This window comes from Sulfitobacter mediterraneus, assembly GCF_016801775.1.
Lineage (GTDB): Bacteria > Pseudomonadota > Alphaproteobacteria > Rhodobacterales > Rhodobacteraceae > Sulfitobacter > Sulfitobacter mediterraneus_A.
Genome location: NZ_CP069004.1, coordinates 3,516,475 through 3,538,250 on the forward strand (window position 1 = coordinate 3,516,475; position 21,776 = coordinate 3,538,250).

At 57.3% G+C, this 21,776-nt stretch carries 18 protein-coding genes; 8 read left to right on the forward strand and 10 right to left on the reverse strand.

The window, feature by feature from the left end; genetic code table 11:
* Positions 1–9: 9 nt before the first annotated feature.
* The gene (locus JNX03_RS17335) at positions 10–801 is read right to left on the reverse strand and encodes an oxidoreductase (RefSeq protein ID WP_203210241.1); all 792 of its coding nucleotides are present in this window, start codon (positions 799–801) and stop codon (positions 10–12) included.
* Positions 802–1,241: 440 nt separating this feature from the next.
* Between JNX03_RS17335 and JNX03_RS17340 the strand changes: the two genes are divergently transcribed.
* From JNX03_RS17340 to JNX03_RS17355, 4 genes are read left to right on the forward strand one after another with little or no spacing between them, the layout of a single operon-like run.
* Complete coding sequence (locus JNX03_RS17340; RefSeq protein ID WP_203210242.1) at positions 1,242–2,378, forward strand: fatty acid desaturase; 1,137 nt, start codon at positions 1,242–1,244, stop codon at positions 2,376–2,378.
* A 29-nt stretch (positions 2,379–2,407) separates the two neighbouring features.
* Positions 2,408–2,719 carry a MocE family 2Fe-2S type ferredoxin gene (locus JNX03_RS17345; protein WP_203210243.1) on the forward strand — a complete coding sequence of 104 codons (312 nt, stop codon included), beginning with the start codon at positions 2,408–2,410 and terminating at the stop codon, positions 2,717–2,719.
* The gene (locus tag JNX03_RS17350; RefSeq protein ID WP_231024385.1) at positions 2,716–3,519 is read left to right on the forward strand and encodes a 3-methyl-2-oxobutanoate hydroxymethyltransferase; all 804 of its coding nucleotides are present in this window, start codon (positions 2,716–2,718) and stop codon (positions 3,517–3,519) included. Before JNX03_RS17345 ends, JNX03_RS17350 begins: the two co-directional genes overlap by 4 nt.
* A 19-nt stretch (positions 3,520–3,538) precedes the next feature.
* Complete coding sequence (locus tag JNX03_RS17355) at positions 3,539–4,591, forward strand: hypothetical protein (protein ID WP_203210244.1); 1,053 nt, start codon at positions 3,539–3,541, stop codon at positions 4,589–4,591.
* A 4-nt stretch (positions 4,592–4,595) separates the two neighbouring features.
* On the opposite strand, the gene JNX03_RS17360 is transcribed toward JNX03_RS17355, so the two are convergent.
* From JNX03_RS17360 to JNX03_RS17390, 7 genes are all read right to left on the reverse strand, one after another.
* On the reverse strand, positions 4,596–6,485 hold the full coding sequence (locus JNX03_RS17360) for a bifunctional 5-dehydro-2-deoxygluconokinase/5-dehydro-2-deoxyphosphogluconate aldolase (RefSeq protein WP_203210245.1): 1,890 nt from the start codon (positions 6,483–6,485) through the stop codon (positions 4,596–4,598).
* A 212-nt stretch (positions 6,486–6,697) separates the two neighbouring features.
* A complete protein-coding gene (locus tag JNX03_RS17365) occupies positions 6,698–7,699 on the reverse strand; it encodes an ABC transporter ATP-binding protein (protein ID WP_203210246.1) in 1,002 nt (333 codons plus the stop codon).
* Entirely contained in the window at positions 7,699–8,721 is a 1,023-nt protein-coding gene (locus tag JNX03_RS17370) for a Gfo/Idh/MocA family protein (protein ID WP_203210247.1), read from the reverse strand. The genes JNX03_RS17365 and JNX03_RS17370 overlap by 1 nt, the downstream gene beginning before the upstream one ends.
* Positions 8,718–9,557 (reverse strand): carbohydrate ABC transporter permease, encoded by an 840-nt coding sequence (locus JNX03_RS17375; protein ID WP_203210248.1) that lies wholly within the window; start codon positions 9,555–9,557, stop codon positions 8,718–8,720. Before JNX03_RS17375 ends, JNX03_RS17370 begins: the two co-directional genes overlap by 4 nt.
* A 10-nt stretch (positions 9,558–9,567) precedes the next feature.
* On the reverse strand, positions 9,568–10,494 hold the full coding sequence (locus JNX03_RS17380; RefSeq protein WP_203210249.1) for a carbohydrate ABC transporter permease: 927 nt from the start codon (positions 10,492–10,494) through the stop codon (positions 9,568–9,570).
* A gap of 185 nt (positions 10,495–10,679) precedes the next feature.
* Positions 10,680–11,933: an ABC transporter substrate-binding protein gene (locus tag JNX03_RS17385; protein WP_203210250.1), complete on the reverse strand. Its 1,254-nt coding sequence runs from the start codon at positions 11,931–11,933 to the stop codon at positions 10,680–10,682.
* 14 nt (positions 11,934–11,947) lie between these two features.
* Positions 11,948–12,850, reverse strand: coding sequence for an N-acetylmuramic acid 6-phosphate etherase (locus JNX03_RS17390; RefSeq protein ID WP_203210251.1), 903 nt, complete (start codon positions 12,848–12,850; stop codon positions 11,948–11,950).
* Positions 12,851–13,149: 299 nt separating this feature from the next.
* On the opposite strand from JNX03_RS17390, the gene JNX03_RS17395 reads away from it, so the two are divergent.
* The 4 genes from JNX03_RS17395 to JNX03_RS17410 all read left to right on the forward strand — a co-directional run bounded on the left by JNX03_RS17395 (position 13,150) and on the right by JNX03_RS17410 (position 20,356).
* Positions 13,150–13,908, forward strand: coding sequence for a GntR family transcriptional regulator (locus tag JNX03_RS17395; RefSeq protein WP_203210252.1), 759 nt, complete (start codon positions 13,150–13,152; stop codon positions 13,906–13,908).
* Between the two features lie 8 nt (positions 13,909–13,916).
* Positions 13,917–14,948, forward strand: coding sequence for an SIS domain-containing protein (locus JNX03_RS17400; RefSeq protein ID WP_203210253.1), 1,032 nt, complete (start codon positions 13,917–13,919; stop codon positions 14,946–14,948).
* A complete protein-coding gene (gene nagA, locus JNX03_RS17405) occupies positions 14,945–16,102 on the forward strand; it encodes an N-acetylglucosamine-6-phosphate deacetylase (protein WP_203210254.1) in 1,158 nt (385 codons plus the stop codon). Before JNX03_RS17400 ends, nagA begins: the two co-directional genes overlap by 4 nt.
* Before the next feature lie 246 nt (positions 16,103–16,348).
* Positions 16,349–20,356 carry a Hint domain-containing protein gene (locus JNX03_RS17410; protein WP_203210255.1) on the forward strand — a complete coding sequence of 1,336 codons (4,008 nt, stop codon included), beginning with the start codon at positions 16,349–16,351 and terminating at the stop codon, positions 20,354–20,356.
* Positions 20,357–20,615: 259 nt separating this feature from the next.
* On the opposite strand, the gene JNX03_RS17415 is transcribed toward JNX03_RS17410, so the two are convergent.
* Complete coding sequence (locus JNX03_RS17415; protein ID WP_203210256.1) at positions 20,616–21,182, reverse strand: carboxymuconolactone decarboxylase family protein; 567 nt, start codon at positions 21,180–21,182, stop codon at positions 20,616–20,618.
* A 101-nt stretch (positions 21,183–21,283) separates the two neighbouring features.
* On the reverse strand, positions 21,284–21,769 hold the full coding sequence (locus tag JNX03_RS17420; protein ID WP_203210257.1) for a YHS domain-containing (seleno)protein: 486 nt from the start codon (positions 21,767–21,769) through the stop codon (positions 21,284–21,286).
* Positions 21,770–21,776: the final 7 nt, after the last annotated feature.

The window sequence follows — 21,776 nt, forward strand, 5'->3', positions numbered from 1 at the left end:
TCGCGGTCCTCAGCCGATACCTGCATTGGGTGCGCCGGTGACGGATTGTTCGAAATCCAGGTTCACACCGGTCATTGGCGCCGATGACGGTGACAGCAAGAACATCGTGGTCAACGCCGTTTCCTCAGGTGACACCAGCCTACCAAGCGGGAGATTGGCTCCGGCCTTTTTCATCCAGTCTTCGCCATGGCCCAGAACGTTCGCTTGCATGTTGTGCTCGGCTTCGGTCAGCACCCAGCCCAAATTGATCCCGTTAACACGAATGCCATCATGCAGATGCGCATTGGCGGCGTTTTTGGTCAGCGTCTGGAGGGCCCCTTTTGAAGCGGAATAGAGGGCCAGCTCGGGCGGGCCACAATGGGCATTCATCGACTGGATGTTGACGATCACACCGCCAGCATTGCGGTTCTGCATATCCCTGACGGCCTCCTGCATAAGCAGGAATGGCGCACGGGTATTGATGGCGAAAATCATGTCGAAATCTGTGGCGTTGCCGTCGGCAACGCTGGCGCGGGTGGTGACGCCGGCGGCGTTGACAAGCCCGTCGATCCGTCCAAATGCTGCCCTCGCGCCATCGGCAATTTTCTGTGCCGCCGTTGTTTCTGAAAGGTTGGCCACGACGCAGGCAACCTCTGCATGCCCTGAAAGTTCGGCGGCCAAAGAGGCCATTCCCTCTGGGTTGAGGTCGGTGGCCAATATTTGCCGTACGCCCTGTGCCGCGGCCTCAATGGCGACTGCCCTGCCGATGCCGCTGGCCGCGCCGGTGATAACGAGAACCATATTTTCAAGGCCTTGTGTCATGGAAAGGTCCGTTCTGTTTGCGTGTCCGGTCGCCCCATTGGATCACGGGTTCAACCCATTGCGGATCGTTGCCCGATCGGCGCTGCCCTGGGCCTGACCAAAATTGTTCCCAGCGGCACAGGGCGCCTCCTACTCTCGAATCAAATATTCCACTGCAATAGTGGAGGGGCAGGGGACAATAGTCCCGATCAATTCCATCAAAATGCCTCACAACGGCCTGTTCAAGTGCCATGTCAACAAAACAGGTTTCACAGAATCCGCCTTCGAAACCTCAGATCTTGGGCCGGTCTGATGTGATCTGATGTGTTGCGGCCTTGCAGGACACAAGCGAACTCAAGACATTGGACCGAACCCGAAGACAGGTCGCGCTAATTGCCAAGACGCAAAGCAGTTCGCGCATTTTTTGGGCCGCAGACGAAACGACAACCAGATGAGAGCCGATGAGCGACGCAGCCCAACCACATTCCGAGATACCCGCAGCACGAGACTATTCGCTGACGGGGGCATCAAGCCGCCACGCCGAAGAGGTCGGGCTTGCCGCGGCCGAATGGTATCACAGCGAGGTTCCGCGCAAGACCATGAAAGCGTTGATGAAACGGCGCGACGGCCCGGCCTTGCGCGACACGGCTATCTGGATCGCGCTGCATGTTATTTTCGCGGCTGGCGGCATTTATTTCTGGGGCTCATGGATCGCTGTGCCGTTCTGGCTGGCTTATGGGGTGATGTATGGCTCGGCAAGCGACAGTCGCTGGCACGAATGTGGCCATGGCACACCGTTTCGCACCCGCTGGATGAACGATGTGGTCTATCACATCGCGTCCTTCCAACTCATCCGAAACCCGGTGAATTGGCGTTGGAGCCATGCCCGCCACCATACGGACACGCTCATTGTCGGGCGCGACCCCGAGATTGCGTGGATGCATCCGATCAACCTGTTTCTGAAGGCGCTGGCTTTTGTTGGGTTTGTAGATACATGGACCTCGTTCAAGACGCTGGCGCGCAATGCACTTGGTATTCTGTCAGAGGATGAGAAAAATTACATTCCTGAAACCGAATGGCCCAAGGCGGCGTTCTGGGCGCGGGTGCATTTGGCGCTTTTTGCGCTTACGGCGCTGGCTGTTCTGCTGATGCTGGCAAATGGCATGGGGTGGAAATCTGCAATCCCGGTCCTGCTGGTCGGCGGGCCGCGCGTCTATGGTTGCTGGCACATGGTGTTGACCGCGTTGTTGCAGCATGGCGGGCTGCCCGAGGATGTGACCGACCACCGCCTGAATTCCCGCACGCTTTACATGAACCCGATCAGCCGGTGGATCTATTGGAACATGAATTATCACATCGAACACCACATGTTCCCGATGGTGCCCTACTATTCGCTTCCTGCCCTGCACGAGGAGGTAAAACATGACCTGCCCGCGCCAAACACCTCGATCTGGGATGGCTATAAAGAGATGATGGGCGCGGTGATGAAGCAACGGAGCGACCCCAGTTACGCGGTGCGGAAAACACTGCCGCCCACCGCGAAACCCTACAACGAATTTTTGCACAAACACGTGCCGGACCGCAGCGATGCGAGCTGATCCCCTCACCCAACCAAGCGGAGCTATACATGCCCTGGATTGACGCAATTGCCGCAGATGATGTCGAAGAAGAAGACGTCATCCGCTGGGACCACGATGACAAGACCTATGTGATCATCCGCAGCCCTGACGACGAATTTTACTGCACAGCCGGTTTGTGCACGCACGAGCATGTTCACCTGTCTGACGGGATGGTGATGGACAACGAAATCGAATGCCCCCGCCACAACGGGATCTTTGACTATCGCACTGGCAAGGCCCTGCGGGCCCCGGCCTGTGAACACCTGAGCACATATGAAACCAAGAAAGAGGGCGATCGGATATTCGTGAACGTGCCGTGAGCCGTAGATTGCCCACTGTCGCTGATCTGCGTGCCCTGAAGGGCAAAAGACAGCTCAGCATGCTGCGCTATTTCACGATCGAAGAGGCCGCCGCCGCGGAAGCCGCCGGCATCGATATCGCTTCGGTGCCGCCTGAAATTTTGTTCGATCCACGTTACCGCGATGTTGCGCCGTCGATATTTTCGATGACCGGCCAAACCCACACGCAATGCGGCACGCCGCTGGATTACTTGCGTTGGTGCAATGACGCGGTCGAACGCGGGGCGGATGCGCTTTATTGCTCCGGCTCGATGCAGACGGTCGAGATGTTGGCGCGTGAGTATATTCCCGTCGTTGGCCATGTCGGTCTGGTGCCGGCCCGCGCCACATGGACAGGTGGCTATCGTGCCGTTGGTAAAACAGCCGCCGACGCCTTGCGCCTGTTTGACGAAGTAAAGGCTTATGAAAATGCCGGGGCCATTGCGATTGAGTTGGAAGTGGTGCCAGAAGAAGTGGCGACCGAAATTTCCAAACGTGTCAATATCCTCGTTTGGTCGATGGGTGCCGGCGCGGGCTGCGATGCGCAATATCTCTTTTCCAACGACATCCTTGGCTACACCGAAGGCCGCGTTCCGCGCCACGCCAAGGTCTACCGTGACTTTCAGGCAGAATATGATCGCCTGCAAAAGGAGAGGATCGCGGCCTTCCAAGAGTTTGTCGCGGATGTGGATAGCGGTGCTTTTCCGCAGGACGAGCATCTGGTGAAGATGCCGGAGAATGAGTTGGACGCTTTCCGCAACCAACTTGAGACACGGTCTTGAGCGGCACTGGCGCTTTGACATGATTGTTCTTGCTTCTCGGGGTATTCGCCTGGCGTTCGATCCGTCGTTGGGCCAGATCGTTCGCTTTGTGGTAACAGAGGGCGCGCGTGAAATCGCGCCGCTTCATCGTGCGCCTTGGGACGAAACAGGCGAGGTTTTGCCCGATGGATTGCCTCCACATCTCTATCATTTGGGCGGCGATTTTTTCTGTGCGCCTTTTGCCGCGGAGAAGGATGGGGCGCCGCCGCACGGCTGGCCCGCGAATGCCCGCTGGCACTTGCAAAACGCCTCACCGGACCGCTTGTCGGCACGCCTGTCAAAAACGGTTCAAGGGGCGATCGTGACCAAGGAATTGTGGTTGTGCCCCGATCAGCCGTTTGTCTATCAGCGGCACACATTTGTTGGCGGCTCCGGCCGGGTGCCGGTGTCCAACCATGCCAATGTTTCGCTGCCCAATGGCGGGCTGATCCGAACGTCGCCGAAACAGGTTTGGGTGACGCCGCCTACGCCGCTTGAACCCGATGCAGGCAGAGGGCGCTCCGGGCTGACCTATCCCGCAACTTCTACTGATCCAACGGCCTTCCCTGCCGGTGCTGGCACGGCTGATCTGACCCGATATCCATGGTTTGATCGGCATGAGGATTTTGTTTCGGCGGTCGAGGCACCGGGCCACCGCTTGGGGTGGACGGCGGTGACGCGGCCCGCTGAAGGGGATGTGTTCTTGTCGCTGCGCCGCACGGATCAATTGCCGATGACGATGCTGTGGCATTCTAATGGCGGCCGCGACTACGAGCCGTGGTCAGGACGGCATAGGGCGTGTCTGGGTGTCGAAGAGGGCGCGGCGCAGCACATGTTGGGCGAGGATCATGGTCTGCCCTTAACCGGACCGGGAGACTTCAAGCTTAATAATGAATGCGCGATGTCGGTCTCGCATGTGATCGGCGCAGTTGCCTGGCCATCGGGCTCGGCCATCCGCTCTGTCGAGTTGGCAGGCGGGCAGCTTGTTCTTTGTGGCGAAGACGGCAGCCGCCGTGAGGTGCCTTTTGACAAGGACGCATTAGAGCTGGCCTAAGCGGTCAACCCCTTGCCTTGTCCCAGATGTCACATAAACGTTGGTAGTTCGCGGCCATCTCCGCTACTGCGTCGGCATCTGATACCGCGCCTTTCATCCAGGCTTCGGCGCTTTTTGCAAAGATGGTTCGCCCCACGGCAAAGCCTTTGACAAGCGGCTGTTTCGCGGCGACTTCAAAGCTCGCGGCAAGTGCCGCCTGGTCTTTGCCAAGCCCCAGTACCACGATCCCCCGGCAATGAGGATCATTTTCCAAGATCGCGGCGCTGGCCAGATCCCAGGCTTTTGCCGATTGCATCGGTTCAAGTTTCCACCAATCAGGAAAGACGCCAATCTCGTAAAACCGCCGGATCAAACGGGCGGTCGTGTCATCGGCGACATCACCAACTTTGGATGGAATGACCTCCAGGAGGAATTCCAGATCATGCCTCCGGCAAGCCGTGAACAGGCGGGTGATTGTGTCCTCTTGCGCACGCTGAATATCCGCCGGATCGTCCGGATGGCAAAAGCACAAGACCTTGACGACCTGACCGGCCGGCCATGTATCAAGCCCACCAAAATCGGGCCCGAGTGAGGGTTCTAGCGTCAAGGGCCGCGATCCCGGCCACTCCACCGGACGCCCAATCCAAAGGCTGCCGCCCGCCGCCTTGTGCAAAGCGGTCTCGCCCAGCCGGTCATCACAAAGAAATCCATATCCATCCTGCCGCCCGGCCACGCGGTGAGCCGCATCAAGGCACAATTCTTTGAACCGGCCGATCTTGTCAGGGGTTGCGCCGTCCAGTTCTTCCAACTGCATGCGGTGATCAAAGGCGAAGACCCGCAGATCCGGCCAGTCGCCGGTTCGGTTGGTGGCCCAATGCACCTGGTTCAATGCGGCGTCGTTGCGCAAATCCGGACGGGTCACGCCGCGCGACAGGAAAAAGCGCAACTCTTGCAAGGAAGGGTAGGCGGGGGTGCAGCCGTGACGCGAGACCGCCAATGCGCCGCAAGCGTTGGCGTAAGTGATCGCCTGTGACCAGTCTTCGCCATCAAGCCACCCTTTAAGCAACCCGGCCATAAAACCGTCACCTGCGCCCAGGACATTGAACACCTCAATCGGAAAGCCTGGCACAACAGGTCCGGCCTCAACATGATCGGGAATGTCGCCGGTAAAGGCCACAGCCCCCTTGGCCCCCAGCTTGCACACCAGCGTGGCATCGGATTTGTCCCGCACTGCACGCAGGGCCGCCACGGTGTCTGTTGACCCCCCGGCGATATGAAACTCTTCTTCGGTACCGACGATCAGATCAAACAGATGCAACGTCGTTTGCAGCTTGGCTGTTACCTCGGCACTTTCGACAAAGCGGCTCTCGCCGTCCCCATGACCGGCAACACCCCAGAGGTTGGGCCGGTAATCAATGTCCAGCGCAGTTTGCATCCCATCTTCGCGCGCAATCTCCAGTGCCTTGATGGTGGACGCCGCCACTTGTGGATGGCTCAGATGGGTGCCCGAGGCGACCAGCGCACGCGCCTGGCGAATGAAATCGGGATCTATGTCATCCGGCGTCAGCCCCATATCGGCGCAATTCTCGCGGTAGAAAATCAGGGGAAACTGCTCCTTGTCGCGAATGCCCAAGAGAACCAGCCCTGTCAGCCGCTCAGGATCAACCTTAACGCCCGTGGTATCAACGCCAAGCCGCTCAAGTTCTTCGGTGACAAAGCGGCCCATATGTTCATCGCCCACGCCGGTGATCACCGCGGATTTCAGCCCCAGCTTGGCGGTCCCGCAGGCGGTGTTGGTGGGAGAGCCGCCGATGTATTTGCGGAAACTGCGTACATCTTCCAGCTTGCCACCGATCTGTGCGCCATAAAGATCGACGGATGACCGTCCGATGGTGATCAGGTCGAGCGTCTTCATAGGTTTGAACTTTCTTCCCGATGAAAACCGGCGTCAGGCCGGCTCACCGTGATTGGCGTTGCACTCAAATGTTTGCGCTACCATTCAAAGTTTTAACCTGCTTGTCTACTGTCTTCGTGGTGGAACCGGAAAAAGCCAACCGTTTCACTCCAGCAAATCCGGATCGCTGTAGCTTCCTTGTTTTGACGAATTTTCGCTCTCGTAGAAGCTGATCACGCCGAAATGCGTTGGCGGTTTTCGTCGAAGGCAAAGGATTGTCGGTCGTCAAAATCCAACTGAATGCTCTCGCCCACCTGTGTGTTGTCCTGTCCAAAGATCCTCACGGTCAGCGGCTCCTGCTGCGCCGTGGAAACAAGCAGATTGGTATCTCCGCCAAGGCGTTCAACATGGGTGACAGTGCCTTTGATCCGCCCGCCTTTCTGAACACGCAAATACTCAGGGCGGATGCCCAAGGCACCGTTTTGGGGAATAGGCAGTGGCGCTTTGTGCAGGAAATTCATTGCGGGAGAGCCAAGAAACCCTGCAACGAATTGATTGGCGGGGTTATTGTAAAGCTCCATCGGAGAGCCAACTTGCTCAACCTGACCGTCGCGCAACACGACAATCTTGTCGGCCAATGTCATCGCTTCGGTCTGGTCATGGGTCACATAGATCATCGACGCGCTGAGGGTGCGGTGAAGCTCCGCAATCTCGATCCGTGTGTTCATACGCAAAGCGGCGTCAAGATTGGACAGCGGTTCGTCAAACAGGAACAATTTCGGCTCCCGCACGATGGCGCGTCCGATGGCCACACGTTGCCGTTGACCGCCTGACAGGTCGGACGGGCGGCGATCAACATAGGCGCCAAGGTCAAGCATATCGACGGCCTTGCTCACCCGTTCATCAATCACGGCCTTGGGTTGCTTTTCCTGTTTGAGACCCAGCGCCATGTTGTCGCGCACAGTGAGATGCGGATAAAGCGCGTAGGACTGAAACACCATCGCGATGCCGCGTTTGGCGGGAGGGATGTGGTTCACCACGGTGCCGCCGATATCCACCGTTCCGCTGGTCGCGTCTTCCAGGCCCGCGATGACCCGCAGCAGGGTGGATTTTCCACAACCGGACGGGCCGACAAACACCACGAACTCACCGTCTTCAACGGTCAGGTTGATGTCCTTCAGAACCTCGACATTGCCAAACGACTTGCAGACATTGGTCAGGGTAAGAGCGGTCATCAGATGTCTCCTAGTTCTATGGGGCGGCCTGTGCGGATGCTTTCGTCCGCTGCCAGACAGATTGCGAGGGATTTCACCGCGTCATTCATGTGGCGTGTGAGGTCGATGTCCTTGGTGATCGCATCGATCATGAAGGCTTGTTCAGCGTCGCACAGACGTTGGTGATCTGGCTCATCGGGCAACTCGATAAGGGTATCGCCTTCGGCGCGGTGCACCAGCAGACCGCCGACCTTTGTGTGACCATCCACATTATCCGATGCGCCCTTGTTGCTGTCGACAATCGACACGGCGCCCTTGGGCGACACCACATCTTTGACGAAGAAGGCGGTCTCGGACATCATCGGGCCCCATCCGGCCTCGTACCAGCCGACAGAGCCATCGGCGAACCAAACCTGCAACTGGCCATAGTTGTACATGTCCGGCGCAATTTCATCCGAAAGCCGTAGGCCCATGCCGCTTACACGCACGGGCGCGGCATCGGTGATCTGGCACATCACATCGACATAATGCACGCCGCAATCCACGATGGGGCTGGTGTCGCGCATCAACGCCTTGTGGGTTTCCCAAGTGGGGCCGTCCGACTGTTGATTGAGGTTCATCCGGAACACGTAAGGCCCGCCCAGTGCCCGCGCCTCTGTGATCAGGCGCTTCCAGCTGGGGTGGTGGCGCAGGATATAGCCAACAACCACTTTGCGGCCCAGCCTTTTGGCCGTGGCAACGACACGCTCTGCGTCTTCGATGGTGGTGGCCAAAGGTTTTTCGATAAACACATCGGCCCCGGCCTCCATCGCCGCTATGGCATAGCTGGCGTGGCTGTCGGAATAGGTCGCAATGCAGACCAGATCAGGTGCCTGGGCAAGACCTTCTTCAAAGGTGCTCAGGCGTGGATACCCCTTCAATACGTCGGGCAGCTCGACTTCGGAACGGTTGACCAACCCAACAATCTCGGTGTCCGGATGTGCGTGATAGGCCAGCGCATGACTTTGCCCCATATTGCCGAGACCGGCGACGACGACTTTCATTTGACAGCTCCAGATGTAATGCCGCGGATAAGCTGGCGTGAAAAGATAACGTAAAGAGTCATGACCGGCAGGATCGCGAGCGATAGTGCGGAGAGCACCGCATTCCAGTCAGTGACAAATTGCCCGATGAACACCTGGCTGCCAAGAGTTAGGGTTTTGACCTCTTCTGCGGGGGCGAGGATCAGCGGGAACCAAAGATCGTTCCAAATCGGGATCATGTTGAACACAGCCACAGTCGCCATGGCTGGCCGCACCAGCGGTAGCACCAGCCGAAAGAAAATGCGGTACTCGCTCAGCCCGTCAATCCGTCCCGCGTTCTTGAGATCATCACTCACCTGGCGCATGAATTCAGACAGGATGAAAACGGCCAGCGGCAAACCCTGCGCCGTATAGACAAGGATCAACGCCCAGAGCGTATTCACCAACCCGGTTTGCACCATCATTTCGAGAATGGCGACCGTACCGATCCGGATCGGGATCATAATGCCAAGGGCCAGGTATAAGCCCATAATCATGTTCCCCTTGAACCGGTATTCGGCCAATGCAAAGGCCGCCATCGCCCCGAACAGAAGAATAAAGAACAGTGATCCGACGGTGACGATCATCGAGTTCTGGAAGTAGAGAAAGAAATCCCCCTGTTTCAGCACGGTCTCATAACCAATCAGTGAGAAACTGTCGGCGCTGGGCAATGCCAGCGGTTCGCGAAAGATCGCCTTGCGGGTCTTGAAGCTGTTGATGACGATCACAAAAACAGGGAAGAGCGCAATCAACGTGTAGAGGATCAACGCGCCATGGGCGGCAACGGTGTTCAGGCGGTTCTGGCGGGCGGCGTTCATGGCTGTCTCCTCAGAACTGATAGCGGCGCATGCGTGACTGGATACCAAAGAGGTACAGGCACACACCGACAAGGATGATGGCGAACATGGCTGATGCGATTGTGGACCCCATGTGAGGATCGCCCAGTTGCAGCTGGAAGCCAAAGAAGGTGCGATACATAAATGTGCCAAGAATATCGGTGCTGAAATCCGGCCCGGCCAGCGCCCCTTGCGCGGCATAGATCAGATCAAAAGCGTTGAAGTTGGCAACGAAGGTCAGGATCGAGATGATCCCGATGGATGGCAGGATCAGCGGGAGCTTGATCTTCCAGAATGCAGAGAGACCCGTGATGCCTTCGACTTCGGCAGCTTCGAGGATCTCGTCAGGGATCGACAGAAGCGCGGCATAGATCAGCATCATCGGGATCCCGACGAACTGCCAGACAGAGACCAGCGATAGGGTGGTCAGTGCATAGGCTTCCTTGCCCAGCCAAGGAGCATAAAGCGATTTCAGCCCGATCGCATCCAGCATGCCCGGCGCGATGCCCCATATGGGCGACAGGATGAGTTTCCAGGCGAAACCGACAATCACAAAGCTGAGGATGGTCGGGATGAAGATGGCAGAGCGATAGAAACTGGCAAAACGCAATTTGGGGTGGCTCAGGATTGCGGCCAACGCCACGCCGATGGGGTTTTGCACCAGCATGTGAATGATGAAGAACCAGAAGTTATTGCCAAGCGCATTCCAGAACTGGTTGGACCAAACGGTTTCGCCAAAAAGCGTCTGGAAGTTCTGCAAGCCAATGAACACCCGTTCCTGATCAATTTCGGTGAACAGTGACAAACGCAGCGTGTTGAACAGCGGGTAAATCATCACCGCCGTATAGACCAGCACGGCAGGGGCTAGGAAAACGACAATGTGCCAGCGAAACTTTGGACGCGAAGGTTGGTCTGACATGGTGATCTCCTGACAATCCGGTGGACGGCGACACAGTATTGCGAATGGAACGATTGGGGCAGAAAGTGATTGCCCGATCGGCGGCGAATTCAACCCGGCGATACCCTCAATGGATTGACCGGGTCGAACAGGGGGGCTTGCCCCGGCTGGAAGGACGCCGGGACAAAGCGGGCTGTCTTAGCCTTTTATTGCTGAGGCGCGTACCAGCTGGCCAGACCCTCCTGCAGGCGTGCACCGGCGGCCTCCGGAGTTTCTTCGCCTTTGATAACGGCCACAGAGGCATTCCACGTATCGTTTTCAAGGTTGGGCGTTCCGCGCGAGAGAACCTGGTAGGTTGAGCGGATGGTGCTTTCACACTCGCCGCGCCATGAGATGAACTCTTGCGCCAGCGGGTCTTCCAGCTCGACCGGGGCCGATGACAATGGGAAGAAGCCGGGCAGGGCGTTGGCAAAGATGGTCGCGAACTCGGACGAGCCAACCCAGTTCAGGAAGGTTTCCGCCGCTTCCTTGTTGGGTGTTGCGGCGTTCATGCCAATACCGATGTCCGTGTGATCCGAAATATAGCAGGTATCACCGGCATTCTGGACTGGTGGGTAAAAGGCGCCCATCTCGAAATCTGCCAGCCCGTTGAAGCCGGAGATTTCCCATGAACCGGTCGGATAGATCGCCGCGCGGCCAAGGGTAAAGATGTTCTGGCTGTCCGGGTATGTTTGCGCCTCATAACCATCACCCAGATAGGCACCCCATTTTGCCAGCTGGCGGTATGGTGCAACCCAGGCCTCATCCGTCAGCTTCTGATCGCCAGAAAGAAGCGCCAGACGGCCCTCTTCACCTTTCCAGTAATTCGGACCGATGTTGTTGTAGCCCATGGTCGCAGCTTCCCACTGATCGTTGGTGCCCATTGCCATCGGGATGTAGTTGCCGTCTTCCTTGATCTTGTCGAGGACCGCAAAGAATTCGGCTTCGGTGGTTGGAACCTCGACACCGACCTCTTCGAAAGCTTCTTTGTTGTAGATGAAGCCGTGGATCACCGAGGCCATCGGCACGCAGAATTGAACGGAAGCGTCATCCGTGCTCCAGCCAGACTTGGCAACAGGCGAAAAGTTGGCCATGCCCTCAAGTCCGCTGATGTCGGCCAGGTGGCCGGCTTCATACAATGCAAGCGAGGCGTCGAAAGGGCGGCAGGTAATGATGTCACCGGCAGAGCCCGCATCGAGTTTGGAATTCAGCACCGCGTTGTATTCTGCGGGGGCGGAGGGGGTGAAATTCAGCTTGATGCCGGGGTGTGCGGCCTCGAACGCGGGAATGATCTTGTCTTGCCAAATGGCAAGATCGTCATTGCGCCAGCTTTCGATAGTCAGTGTCACATCCTCGGCCGAGGCTGCGCCTGCGATGAGTGTCGAGGCCAGCATGGCACCGATCAGATTGGATTTTTTCATGGTCTTCTCCCTGGTTAGACGATTGCGTCTTTGTTTGATGTTATGGATTGCAGGCAAGGCCCGAGCTGACCGTCATGCGCGAGCAAAAGGTCGTTGGCCTCTTGTGCAGAACAGCCAGACGCCACCAAAATGGCCTGCTTGGTGTTGCCGTTGCTGTCATGCAACGCGGCCTTGGCGATTTCGGATGGCACGCCGGCGATGTTGGTAATGATGCCAGTCGCGCGCTGCACGAGTTTGGCGTTGTCTGCGACAACGTTAACCATCTGCCCTTGATAAACATGGCCCAAACGGATGCCCATCATCGAAGACAACATGTTTAACGCGGCCTTTTGCGCCGTGCCTGCCCCAAGGCGGGTCGACCCGGCAATGGCTTCGGGCGGCGTTTGCAGGCAGATCTGCATATCCGCGATCTTCAGCAGCGGTGATGCCGGGTTGTTGGCGATGGCGATCACCGTAGCACCCTTTGCCTTGGCTGATTTCGCGGCAGTCACGGCAAAGGGGGTTGATCCGCTGGCACTTATTACGATGGCGGTATCGCCCTTCTGGATGTTCTGGGTGGCCAGCTCTGCGGCCTGCGTGTCGTCTTCGGTGTTGCCGGGCATGCTGGCATCTGTCGGGATGCCGCCTGCCATGTGAATTTGGATCGATGATGGGGGGATACCGAAGGTTCCGGGCAGCTCACACCCATCGGCGAGGGCCATAAGGCCGGAGCTGCCAGCCGCGATGTAGATAAGAGAGTTGCCGGTCCGAATGGTCGCAGCCATCGTTTCTGACGCATCCGCCAGGGTGGGCAATGCGGACCTGACCGCGTCGAGCGCAGCCATCTGGCCATCCAGAAGTGCCTGAGTGGCAGCATGCGGTGAAAGCATGTCAATCGCGCCTATCTGGGGCAGTTGTTCAGTGGTTGGTGGCGGCATTCGAATCTCCCTGCCTAATCTAATACCTTTTAGATACCTTTTGTCTACCATTTAATTCTTGATTGGAAGTTTGCGGGATTATAATACCAAATACATGCTTATATGCCCATATAGGTCTTTCCTTTTTCTAAATAGGTATTATAAAGGTATCTTATGGTAGATCTTGCATCAAAGCATGTAACGGACTTGCAGCGCGGCACCTGTGCTTGTCATTTTGCCGGGGTTGAGTGCGCGCGTCGAACTGGCGCAGCCCTCCATCTGGTCAAGTCATCTGCCCCTGAAATGCGAAGGAGCTTCGGATGAGCATCACTGAATTTCTCGCGCCGCATAACTGGCTGGAGCCAGGCGGAGGGCCGCGGTATTTGCAACTGCGTCAACGCCTCAGCGATGGTGTGGATCAGGGCTTGCTCAAGGCGGGCAGCTCCCTGCCTCCGGAGCGTGAAATTGCAACAATCACCGAATTATCCCGCGTGACGGTTCGCAAGGCGATCCATGCCCTCGCCGAGGATGGTATAATCGTTCAAAAGCAGGGCTCGGGGTCATTTGTCGCCTCGGATACCCCGCAAATCGAACAATCCCTGTCGCGGCTGACTTCCTTTAGTGAGGATATGTCCCGGCGCGGCATGGAATCCTCCAGCATCTGGCTTGAGCGGGGCATCTTTATGCCATCCCCCGACGAAGTGCTTGCCCTTGCGTTGTCTCCGGATGCATCCGTGTCCCGCATTGCCCGGCTCAGAACCGCTGACAACAAACCCATGGCGATCGAACGCGCGTCACTGTCTACCGAAATGCTGCCCAATCCGCTTTTGGTCAAAACCTCACTTTACGAAGTGCTTGCGGAAACGGGCCTGCGCCCGGTTCGGGCCTTGCAGAAAATTTCAGCGATCAACCTCGAAGAGGACAACGCCAGACTTCTGGAGGTTGAGCCGGGTATGGCCGGTCTGAGCATCGAGCGAACGTCGTATCTTGCGGACGGACGCACTGTTGAATTCACCCAATCCATCTATCGCGGAGACGCCTACAATTTTGTGGCCGAGCTTCGACTTGCAAAAGAATAGGACGTCCAATGTCTGCCTCTCAAACACAAATGCGCCGTGAAGTGCTCGAAATTCCTGTTGCTGTGGACCGTTTGTTGCAAAATGGCGGCGCTGATATTGCCCGCGCTGCGGATGCAATGCGCGCCTGTGCGCCTGCCTTTATGGTCAGTGTCGCGCGGGGGTCTTCTGACCACGTTGCAACCTATCTCAAGTATGCGTCAGAGTTGCTGATGGGCACGCCCATCGCCTCTATCGGCCCATCGGTCGCCTCGATCTATCACCGCAAGCTGGCCCTTGATGGCTCTGTTTGCCTGTCCGTGTCGCAATCGGGCAAAAGCCCTGACATCGTGCAGATGGCCAAGATGGCACGCGAAGGCGGGGCCTTGTCCATCGCCATGACCAACGACCCTGCCAGCCCATTGGCGCAGGTGTCGGATCACACGTTGAATCTGCACGCGGGGCCGGAGCTGAGCGTCGCAGCCACAAAAACATTCGTCAACTCGGCCGTCGCTGGCATTTGGTTGCTGGCAGAATGGGCCGAGGATGACGCACTCCGCTCCGCCATTCGGAACCTGCCCGCGGCATTGGAAAAGGCCGTCAGAAACGACTGGCCCGAAGTCCGAGAGGCCTTGGCCGGACGCAGCTCCATCTTTTGCCTTGGGCGGGGAACAACCAACGCCATCTCCAATGAGGCGGCTTTGAAATTCAAGGAAACTTGCCAGATCCACGCTGAATCCTACTCCTCTGCCGAAGTGCTGCACGGTCCGGTTTCCATTGTGGATGGCGGGTTCCCCGTGATTGCCCTGGGTGCAAAAGACGAGGCCGAAACCGCGCTGGCCGCCGTCACGGATGAGATCGCAGCCAAGGGTGCCACTGTTTTTGCCACAAGCGACAAGGTGCAAAAGGCGACCCCCTTGCCGGCTATCAGAACCGGCCACGCGCTGACCGATCCCATTGCCCTGATCGCAAGTTTCTATGCAATGGTCGAACAAACTGCGGCGGCACGCGGCATCAATCCAGACACACCGCGCCATCTGAAAAAGGTGACCGAAACGGTATGACCCGCATAACCAAGGCCTTTGTCGGCGCAAAAATCCATGACGGTCGCAATCTTTATGCCGATCACGCGCTTGTGGTCGGCAAGGGGGATCTTCTGAGCGTGCGACCGAAGGGCAGCCTTCCGCAGGGATGCCCCACACACGTGCTGAAGGGCGGGATCATTATGCCCGGCTTTGTGGATTTGCAGGTCAATGGCGGCGGCGGGGTGATGTTCAATGATGATCAATCAGTCCGCGCGTTGCGCACCATTGCACAGGCTCATCAGGCGACAGGCACAGCCGCGATATTGCCCACCTTGATCACCGACACGATTGAGCGCACCCGCAAGGCAATTGACGCCGTGGAACAGGCCATCGCAGATGGCGTCGGCGGTATTGTCGGCATTCACCTTGAGGGACCTCATCTGTCCGTTGCCCGCAAAGGTGCCCACGATCCAAATCTAATCCGAACCATGACGGATGAAGATCTCGCGATCCTGCAGGACGCGGCAGATCGGTTGCCCAATGTGATGGTCACACTTGCCCCGGAAAACGCCACCAGCGACCAGATCAAAATCCTGTCTGACGCCGGGATCGTTGTATCGCTTGGTCACACAGACGCCGATTTTGCCACCTGCATGGGCGCGTTTGATGCAGGCGCGCGCTGTGTGACGCATCTGTTCAATGCAATGAGCCAGATGGGAAACCGCGAACCGGGTCTGGTCGGTGCAACCCTTGTCCGCGATGACATATGCGCAGGCCTCATTGCGGACGGCATCCATGTGCACCCGGCGACCATCCGCGCGGCCTTGGCCGCCTGCGACCACTCCGAACGGATTTTTCTGGTGACGGATGCAATGGCAACAGCGGGTTCTTCCATCCAGAAGTTTTCCATCAACGGACGTGACGTGTTCCGAAAGGATCAACGCCTCACTCTGGCCGATGGCACATTGGCAGGGGCCGATCTTGAAATGCCCCGCGCGATTGCGGTGATGAGGGATCAGGTCGGCGACAGCGAAACACTGGCAATCCGCAGGGCAACATCAGCTCCGACCGCTTTGCTCAGGGAGCCGGGGCAATTTGGCCGGCTTGCGATGGGGCTGGAGACAGTCGTCCATTGTAGTGACGATTTCACTTCGATCAGCAGACTGCACATGAAAGATCCGGCACTCGCATAAGGGCAACACAGCCGAAGGCCCGTTATATCCAGTCCTTGAGAGTTTCCTGCTCCACGGCTGACTGCGATCCACAAAACGAAAGAACTGGGGATGGTGTCCCGCCCCGTTCTCACCGCCAGGTTTTGACTGGGAAAGACCTCGCCGCGGGGAGGCATATTGACCCCGTTCTGACGAATGAGCGCCATTATTATGGCCAAATTCTCGTCTACTTGTCGGCGTTGGAAAGTTCTATCTCAGGAGAAATCCATGGTCGCTCGTAGTCTATACGCCATCGACAGTGAAGCATTGAAAGTGACGTATTCCAGAACGCAAAGCGTTGGGGATAATGTCATCAACAATTCGGATTCTCCGAACGGAACCCAATATGCCTTTGGCACAGGATATTCGACACGGCAGGTCATTGTCGATGATCGCGGCGGCAATGCCGACAGGCTAGAGGATGACAACCATTGGAACCATGTTGTTATTGATGGCAAGGGACTGGTCAGCAATGGAACCGGGATCGAGGCGGAATCCGTCATTCAGCTGCGCGAGCTGACAGACGCAGGTACACCGACCGGCCCGGTCATCAACATCTATGTTCTTTCTCAAAACGGCGTCACCAGAGATATTTGGGGATTTGCGACCGATACGCTGTTGGAGCCGGGCACCAACTATCAAAAGGTTGGCGGCAGCAACATCGGGTCGACCGACTATGCAAACTACCAAACGCCTTGGCTCGTTACCGTTGACGGGACAAACCAAGATGACGTCATGGAAAGCGAATATACGGACCGTCAGGGGGACCAGATTGACGGCACCGACGGCACCAACGAAGCCATCTATGGCTATAGCGGTAATGATTACATCGACGGTGGAAAAGGCACGGATACCCTGTTCGGGGGCACTGGGTCGGACACGCTGATCGGGGGCGCCGGGGCAGATGAACTGGACGGCGGCATTGGGTCTGACGTCGCGGATTACAGCAGCTCCGATGCCGGGGTGACGGTCGATCTGGAAGAGGGCACCGGCGCAGGCGGCGACGCGGAAGGTGATACCCTCACGGATATTGAAAATCTGAAAGGGTCGCGGTTCAACGATGTCTTGACCGGTGATCGCAACGACAACGTCATTGAAGGCGGCTCTGGCCATGACACTCTGAAAGGTGGCGAAGGCGATGACACGCTGCATGGTGATGGCGGCAATGATTATATCGACGGCGGCAGCAACAACGACAGCTTGACCGGCGGGTATGGCAGAGACACGCTGCGCGGCGGGGATGGCAACGACACGCTGGACGGCGGCTCCGGAAACGACATTCTTGATGGCGGCAGCCAGAATGACAATCTTTCCGGTGGATCTGGAACTGACACGTTGCGTGGGGGTGACGGCAACGACACGCTGGACGGTGGCAGTGACAATGACAGCCTTGATGGCGGTGAGGGCAGAGACCACCTGTCCGGTGGCGATGGCGCAGATACGCTTGATGGCGGCACGGACAACGACACTCTCATCGGGGATGAGGGCGACGATAGCCTTTCGGGCGGCGGCGGCGATGATTTGCTGATGGGTGGCGATGGCGATGACACCCTTGATGGTGGCATGGGCGAGGACATCTTGGTTGGCGGCCGCGGCGCTGACAGCTTTGTGATCGAAAAGGCCGATTTCTCTCCTCTTGGCAACTCAGAAGAAGTGTCCAACGCAATCCTGCGTTCAAATCTCTCGGATCTCAGAGGTTGGGCCGCCAAGAAGGCGCATGACCCCTCTTCGAACGACACTCCTGATTTTCAGGCGACTTCGCTTGATGTTCAATCCATTGGTGCCGCCGTGCGTGACGCAGCACCTGCAGATCTCGATGACATAACCGTCGAAGCGATTGCCACATTGGTTGAGACCACGATAACCGGAATGGTTCTGACCAACCCTCTTGGCCACCTTGATGCCATAGATGTGTCCAAAGACATAAGTGATCTCCTGAAACCGATCTATGGCGACAGAACCGCAAAGCGGATCGAGGATGCCGTCGAAGAGGACATCGACCAGCAATACAATGATCTTGCTGACCAACAAAACCCATCTGCAATTGGCAGGCAGGACATCCTCGATCTGGCAAAGGACGTCACCATTGAGGATTTCGAGATCGGAACCGATATGTTGGTTCTGTCGTCACACGACTATCTTGGGGCCATGGGGCTGTCGACGAATGACGTGAAGATCACCGACACGATCGGCAATGGCAGGGGCGATGCCGTCCTGAACCTGCCTGATGGTTCGACCATCACGTTGAAAGGCATCGATCCTGCATCGCTCGACCCTGAAACGCTTGAGACCATGGGGTTTTTCGCCTCCAATGACACAAGCGACTTTCAGAACAAATTTCTCACCGATGCGGGCAAGATCTATGGCGGCGGGGGCGATGATGAACTTGTCGGGTCTTCCAACAACGAAGAAATTTCCGGCGGCACGGGGGCTGATGTCGTCTTTGGCGGCGGCGGTGCGGACACGATCCATGGCGGCAGCGGATCGGACTTCATCGAAGGGGGTGATGGCGATGACGTACTCTACACCGGTACGGGCGACGATACGCTCGTCGGCGGTGAGGGTAACGATATTCTGAACAACTCCTCCGGCGATGACAGCCTTGTTGGCGGCGTTGGCGATGACAAACTGGTTGCCTCGGCAGGTGACGATACCCTCGAAGGGGGCGCAGACAACGATACGCTGATTGGCGGGATCGACGATGATAGCCTGGATGGCGGCTCCGGTGATGACGTCCTCATGGGCGACTTCGAGACCACGGGTCTGGTCGAGCCGAACCTGCTTTTCGCTTATGAATATTACGAGCTGGACGGCGCAGGTTCGCTCAACAGTTTTGCGGATGCCGGTTTCACATCAGGGACTGAAAACGACAACCCCCCCGATGGCGAAGGCGTTGTACAAAGCATTGACCCCGCCGCAATCGACGCCTTCCATGGCGGCAACGGCGATACCTTTGCGGTCAAACTGTCGACCACCCTGACGGTCACCAACGCTGGCTCTTATTCCTTTGGTGTGTCCGCCGATGATGGCGCACATATCTACATCGACGGCGTATCGCTGATCGAAATCACCGGTTCGGGATCAAGTGCGTCGGCGTCCACCCCATTGGACGCAGGTGAGCACCTCATCGAGATTCTCTATTTCGACCAGAGCGGCGCCGAAACACTGAGCGTGGATTTGACCGGGCCGGATACAGGCGGCGTGCCTATCGGATTGGAAAGCGCCAACCTGTCCACATCTTTCGACGATGTCCTGATCGGTGGCACCGGCAATGACACGATCACCGGCGGTCTGGGCAACGATACGTTTGTCTACAACGTAGGTGATGGTGCCGACACGATTACCGATTTCAACGCCGGCAACACCGGATCAATTGCCGATGACGACAGCACCAACAACGACTTCATCGACCTGAGCGGCTATTACGACAGACTGTCGGAACTTTACGCTGACCAAGCGGATGACGGCATCCTCAACCAATCCAACGATGGCGTTGGCAAGGTGGACTACAGCGACAACACCAGCTTTGGCACAGGATCGCTGACCTTCACCGGCGCAAGCAGCAACAATTCGTTCTTCACTGCGGACAACACAGGCGTGGTCTGTTTCACATCCGGGACCAGCATTCGAACCCCCAAAGGCGATGTGCTGATCGATGATCTGCGTATTGGGGATCTGGTGTGCACCATGGACAATGGGCCACAGCCCGTCCGTTGGATCGGGCAACGCGAGGTGAGTTCCAAAGAGCTTGCCGCGGACGTGAGATTGCGGCCTGTTTTGATCCCTCAAGGTATGCTTGGGGCCGAACGCGACCTCTTGGTGTCACGCCAGCACGCAGTGCTCGTTGACAGTGACCGTTTGGCCAGAGCCATCCACCTGACCGGCGCCAAAGGCCTGCCAGCACGGATCGCGCACGGGAAAAAGCAAGTCACTTACATTCACCTGATGTTCGATGAACACCAAATCGTATTTGTCGAAAACGTGCCATCCGAAAGCTTCTACCCAGGCGCAAACGCGGTCAAAATGCTGACCGAGGGCGCATTGGAGGACTTGCTTCAGGTTCTCCCTGAACTCTCGACCGCAAACAGCCCTGAAGACATTAAGCGTATCTACGGCCCGACAGCGCGACCCATTGTTGGCCTCGAAGAATTGACGGATGTCGAATGCAATGCTTGTGGGGATGGCAATCCGCCGCCTGCAAAGCGGAATGAAGATCAAAGAAGGTTTGCTGCATAACGGTGAGCACAGCAAAGCTGCCAGATGCCGTGGCGGTGTTCCGGTGACAGATGTCCTTGGAAGCAGGGGCCACCTGAACTGGGACAGAGCTGTGCGCATCAGGTTGGGATGGTTTTTCTTCATGCCGTTTCCCCGCAACTGAAACGGCGGCTTGGCCCAAATGCCACAGAACCTTTGGCTGCAGTCACAATCCTGAGGTTGTTTGGCCACTCCCAATTCGCAGTTTTTGAAAGTGGCCATATTCGATCAATATCTGCGATTAGGCCGCGTCCTTCGCAAGTCCGGTCCAGACATTCGGCGCAAAGGCCGTGTCCAACTCGGTCTCGGCGATGTGATTGGTGTAGTTGGACATGGTCTTGAGCGCCGTGCCCAAGATCACCTCCAACATGGTCTGGCGGGTATAGCCGGCCTCCAGAAACGCTTGGGTTTGCGCTTGCGTGGGCCAGCCCCGGCTGTCGTTGATAGCAATCGCAAATTGACGCAAGGCCTCCAGCTTGGGATCGGAAATCGGTGTATTGTTGCGCAGGGCATCGATGACATCTTCAGACACACCGCCCATCTGCGAAAGGGTCGTATGGGCCGCCATGCAGTAGGCGCAACCATTCATCCGGTTGTTGGTCATGAGGATGATCTGGCGTTCGGTTTCCGACAGTTTGGCCTTGCCAAAGATCGCCGAAAGGGTGGTGTAGCCTTCGAGAATGGCAGGTGCTTCGGCCATTGCGCCATAAAGATTGGGCACGAATCCATAATCATTCAGGGCGCGCTGCAGGATGGGTTTGGCAGCGTCAGGGGCAGTGTTCAGGTCATGGGTGACAAAGTTGGTCATTGGGTCGGTATCCTTTGAGGGAGGGAAGAGGTCGTTTCGCCGGTTGAGAAGGGCAGGGGGGACGGCACAAAAGTCGTTTTGCCGTCCCCCCTTAAGCCGGATCAGAGCGCGCTGATGGGCGTGTTCACGATCTCTGGCCATTTGGCCTCGGCGCCCTTGATCACGGCGTCCTTGTCTTCGAGGTATTTGTCAAAGATGGCTGCGTTGACGAAGAGGTACAGTTTGCCGTCAACGATATCGGCATAGCGGACATCGCCATCAAGTTTCTTGCCAACAAAAACACCGAAGGCGCAAAAACCGCCAAACTGGGGAAGGTATGCCGCGGGATCGGCGTCAAACTTTGACTGTGCCTCGGCGGAGGAAAAGTAATAGTCAACACCATCATACGCAGAGGTAAAGGCGGCGTCCCCTTGCCCCGGTTTGCCGCCCTGGAACATCGAGACAGGATCAACGCCGTGCAGGCCTAGGGGATGGCCTGCCAGTGTCAAACCGTTGTTGACGTTGTATTCGTCCGCGGCAAAGGCGGATGTTGCGAGGGCCAAGGTCATTGCGGTGGCGATGCCGGTCAGAGTGCGAGAGTATTTCATTGCTATT

Bases quoted from the DNA above. Each gene is read 5' to 3' on its own strand.
- JNX03_RS17335 (WP_203210241.1), bottom strand. From the start codon at position 801: ATGACACAAGGCCTTGAAAATATGGTTCTCGTTATCACCGGCGCGGCC.
- JNX03_RS17340 (WP_203210242.1), top strand. From the start codon at position 1,242: ATGAGCGACGCAGCCCAACCACATTCCGAGATACCCGCAGCACGAGAC.
- JNX03_RS17345 (WP_203210243.1), top strand. From the start codon at position 2,408: ATGCCCTGGATTGACGCAATTGCCGCAGATGATGTCGAAGAAGAAGAC.
- JNX03_RS17355 (WP_203210244.1), top strand. From the start codon at position 3,539: ATGATTGTTCTTGCTTCTCGGGGTATTCGCCTGGCGTTCGATCCGTCG.
- JNX03_RS17360 (WP_203210245.1), bottom strand. From the start codon at position 6,485: ATGAAGACGCTCGACCTGATCACCATCGGACGGTCATCCGTCGATCTT.
- JNX03_RS17365 (WP_203210246.1), bottom strand. From the start codon at position 7,699: ATGACCGCTCTTACCCTGACCAATGTCTGCAAGTCGTTTGGCAATGTC.
- JNX03_RS17370 (WP_203210247.1), bottom strand. From the start codon at position 8,721: ATGAAAGTCGTCGTCGCCGGTCTCGGCAATATGGGGCAAAGTCATGCG.
- JNX03_RS17375 (WP_203210248.1), bottom strand. From the start codon at position 9,557: ATGAACGCCGCCCGCCAGAACCGCCTGAACACCGTTGCCGCCCATGGC.
- JNX03_RS17380 (WP_203210249.1), bottom strand. From the start codon at position 10,494: ATGTCAGACCAACCTTCGCGTCCAAAGTTTCGCTGGCACATTGTCGTT.
- JNX03_RS17385 (WP_203210250.1), bottom strand. From the start codon at position 11,933: ATGAAAAAATCCAATCTGATCGGTGCCATGCTGGCCTCGACACTCATC.
- JNX03_RS17390 (WP_203210251.1), bottom strand. From the start codon at position 12,850: ATGCCGCCACCAACCACTGAACAACTGCCCCAGATAGGCGCGATTGAC.
- JNX03_RS17395 (WP_203210252.1), top strand. From the start codon at position 13,150: ATGAGCATCACTGAATTTCTCGCGCCGCATAACTGGCTGGAGCCAGGC.
- JNX03_RS17400 (WP_203210253.1), top strand. From the start codon at position 13,917: ATGTCTGCCTCTCAAACACAAATGCGCCGTGAAGTGCTCGAAATTCCT.
- nagA (WP_203210254.1), top strand. From the start codon at position 14,945: ATGACCCGCATAACCAAGGCCTTTGTCGGCGCAAAAATCCATGACGGT.
- JNX03_RS17410 (WP_203210255.1), top strand. From the start codon at position 16,349: ATGGTCGCTCGTAGTCTATACGCCATCGACAGTGAAGCATTGAAAGTG.
- JNX03_RS17415 (WP_203210256.1), bottom strand. From the start codon at position 21,182: ATGACCAACTTTGTCACCCATGACCTGAACACTGCCCCTGACGCTGCC.
- JNX03_RS17420 (WP_203210257.1), bottom strand. From the start codon at position 21,769: ATGAAATACTCTCGCACTCTGACCGGCATCGCCACCGCAATGACCTTG.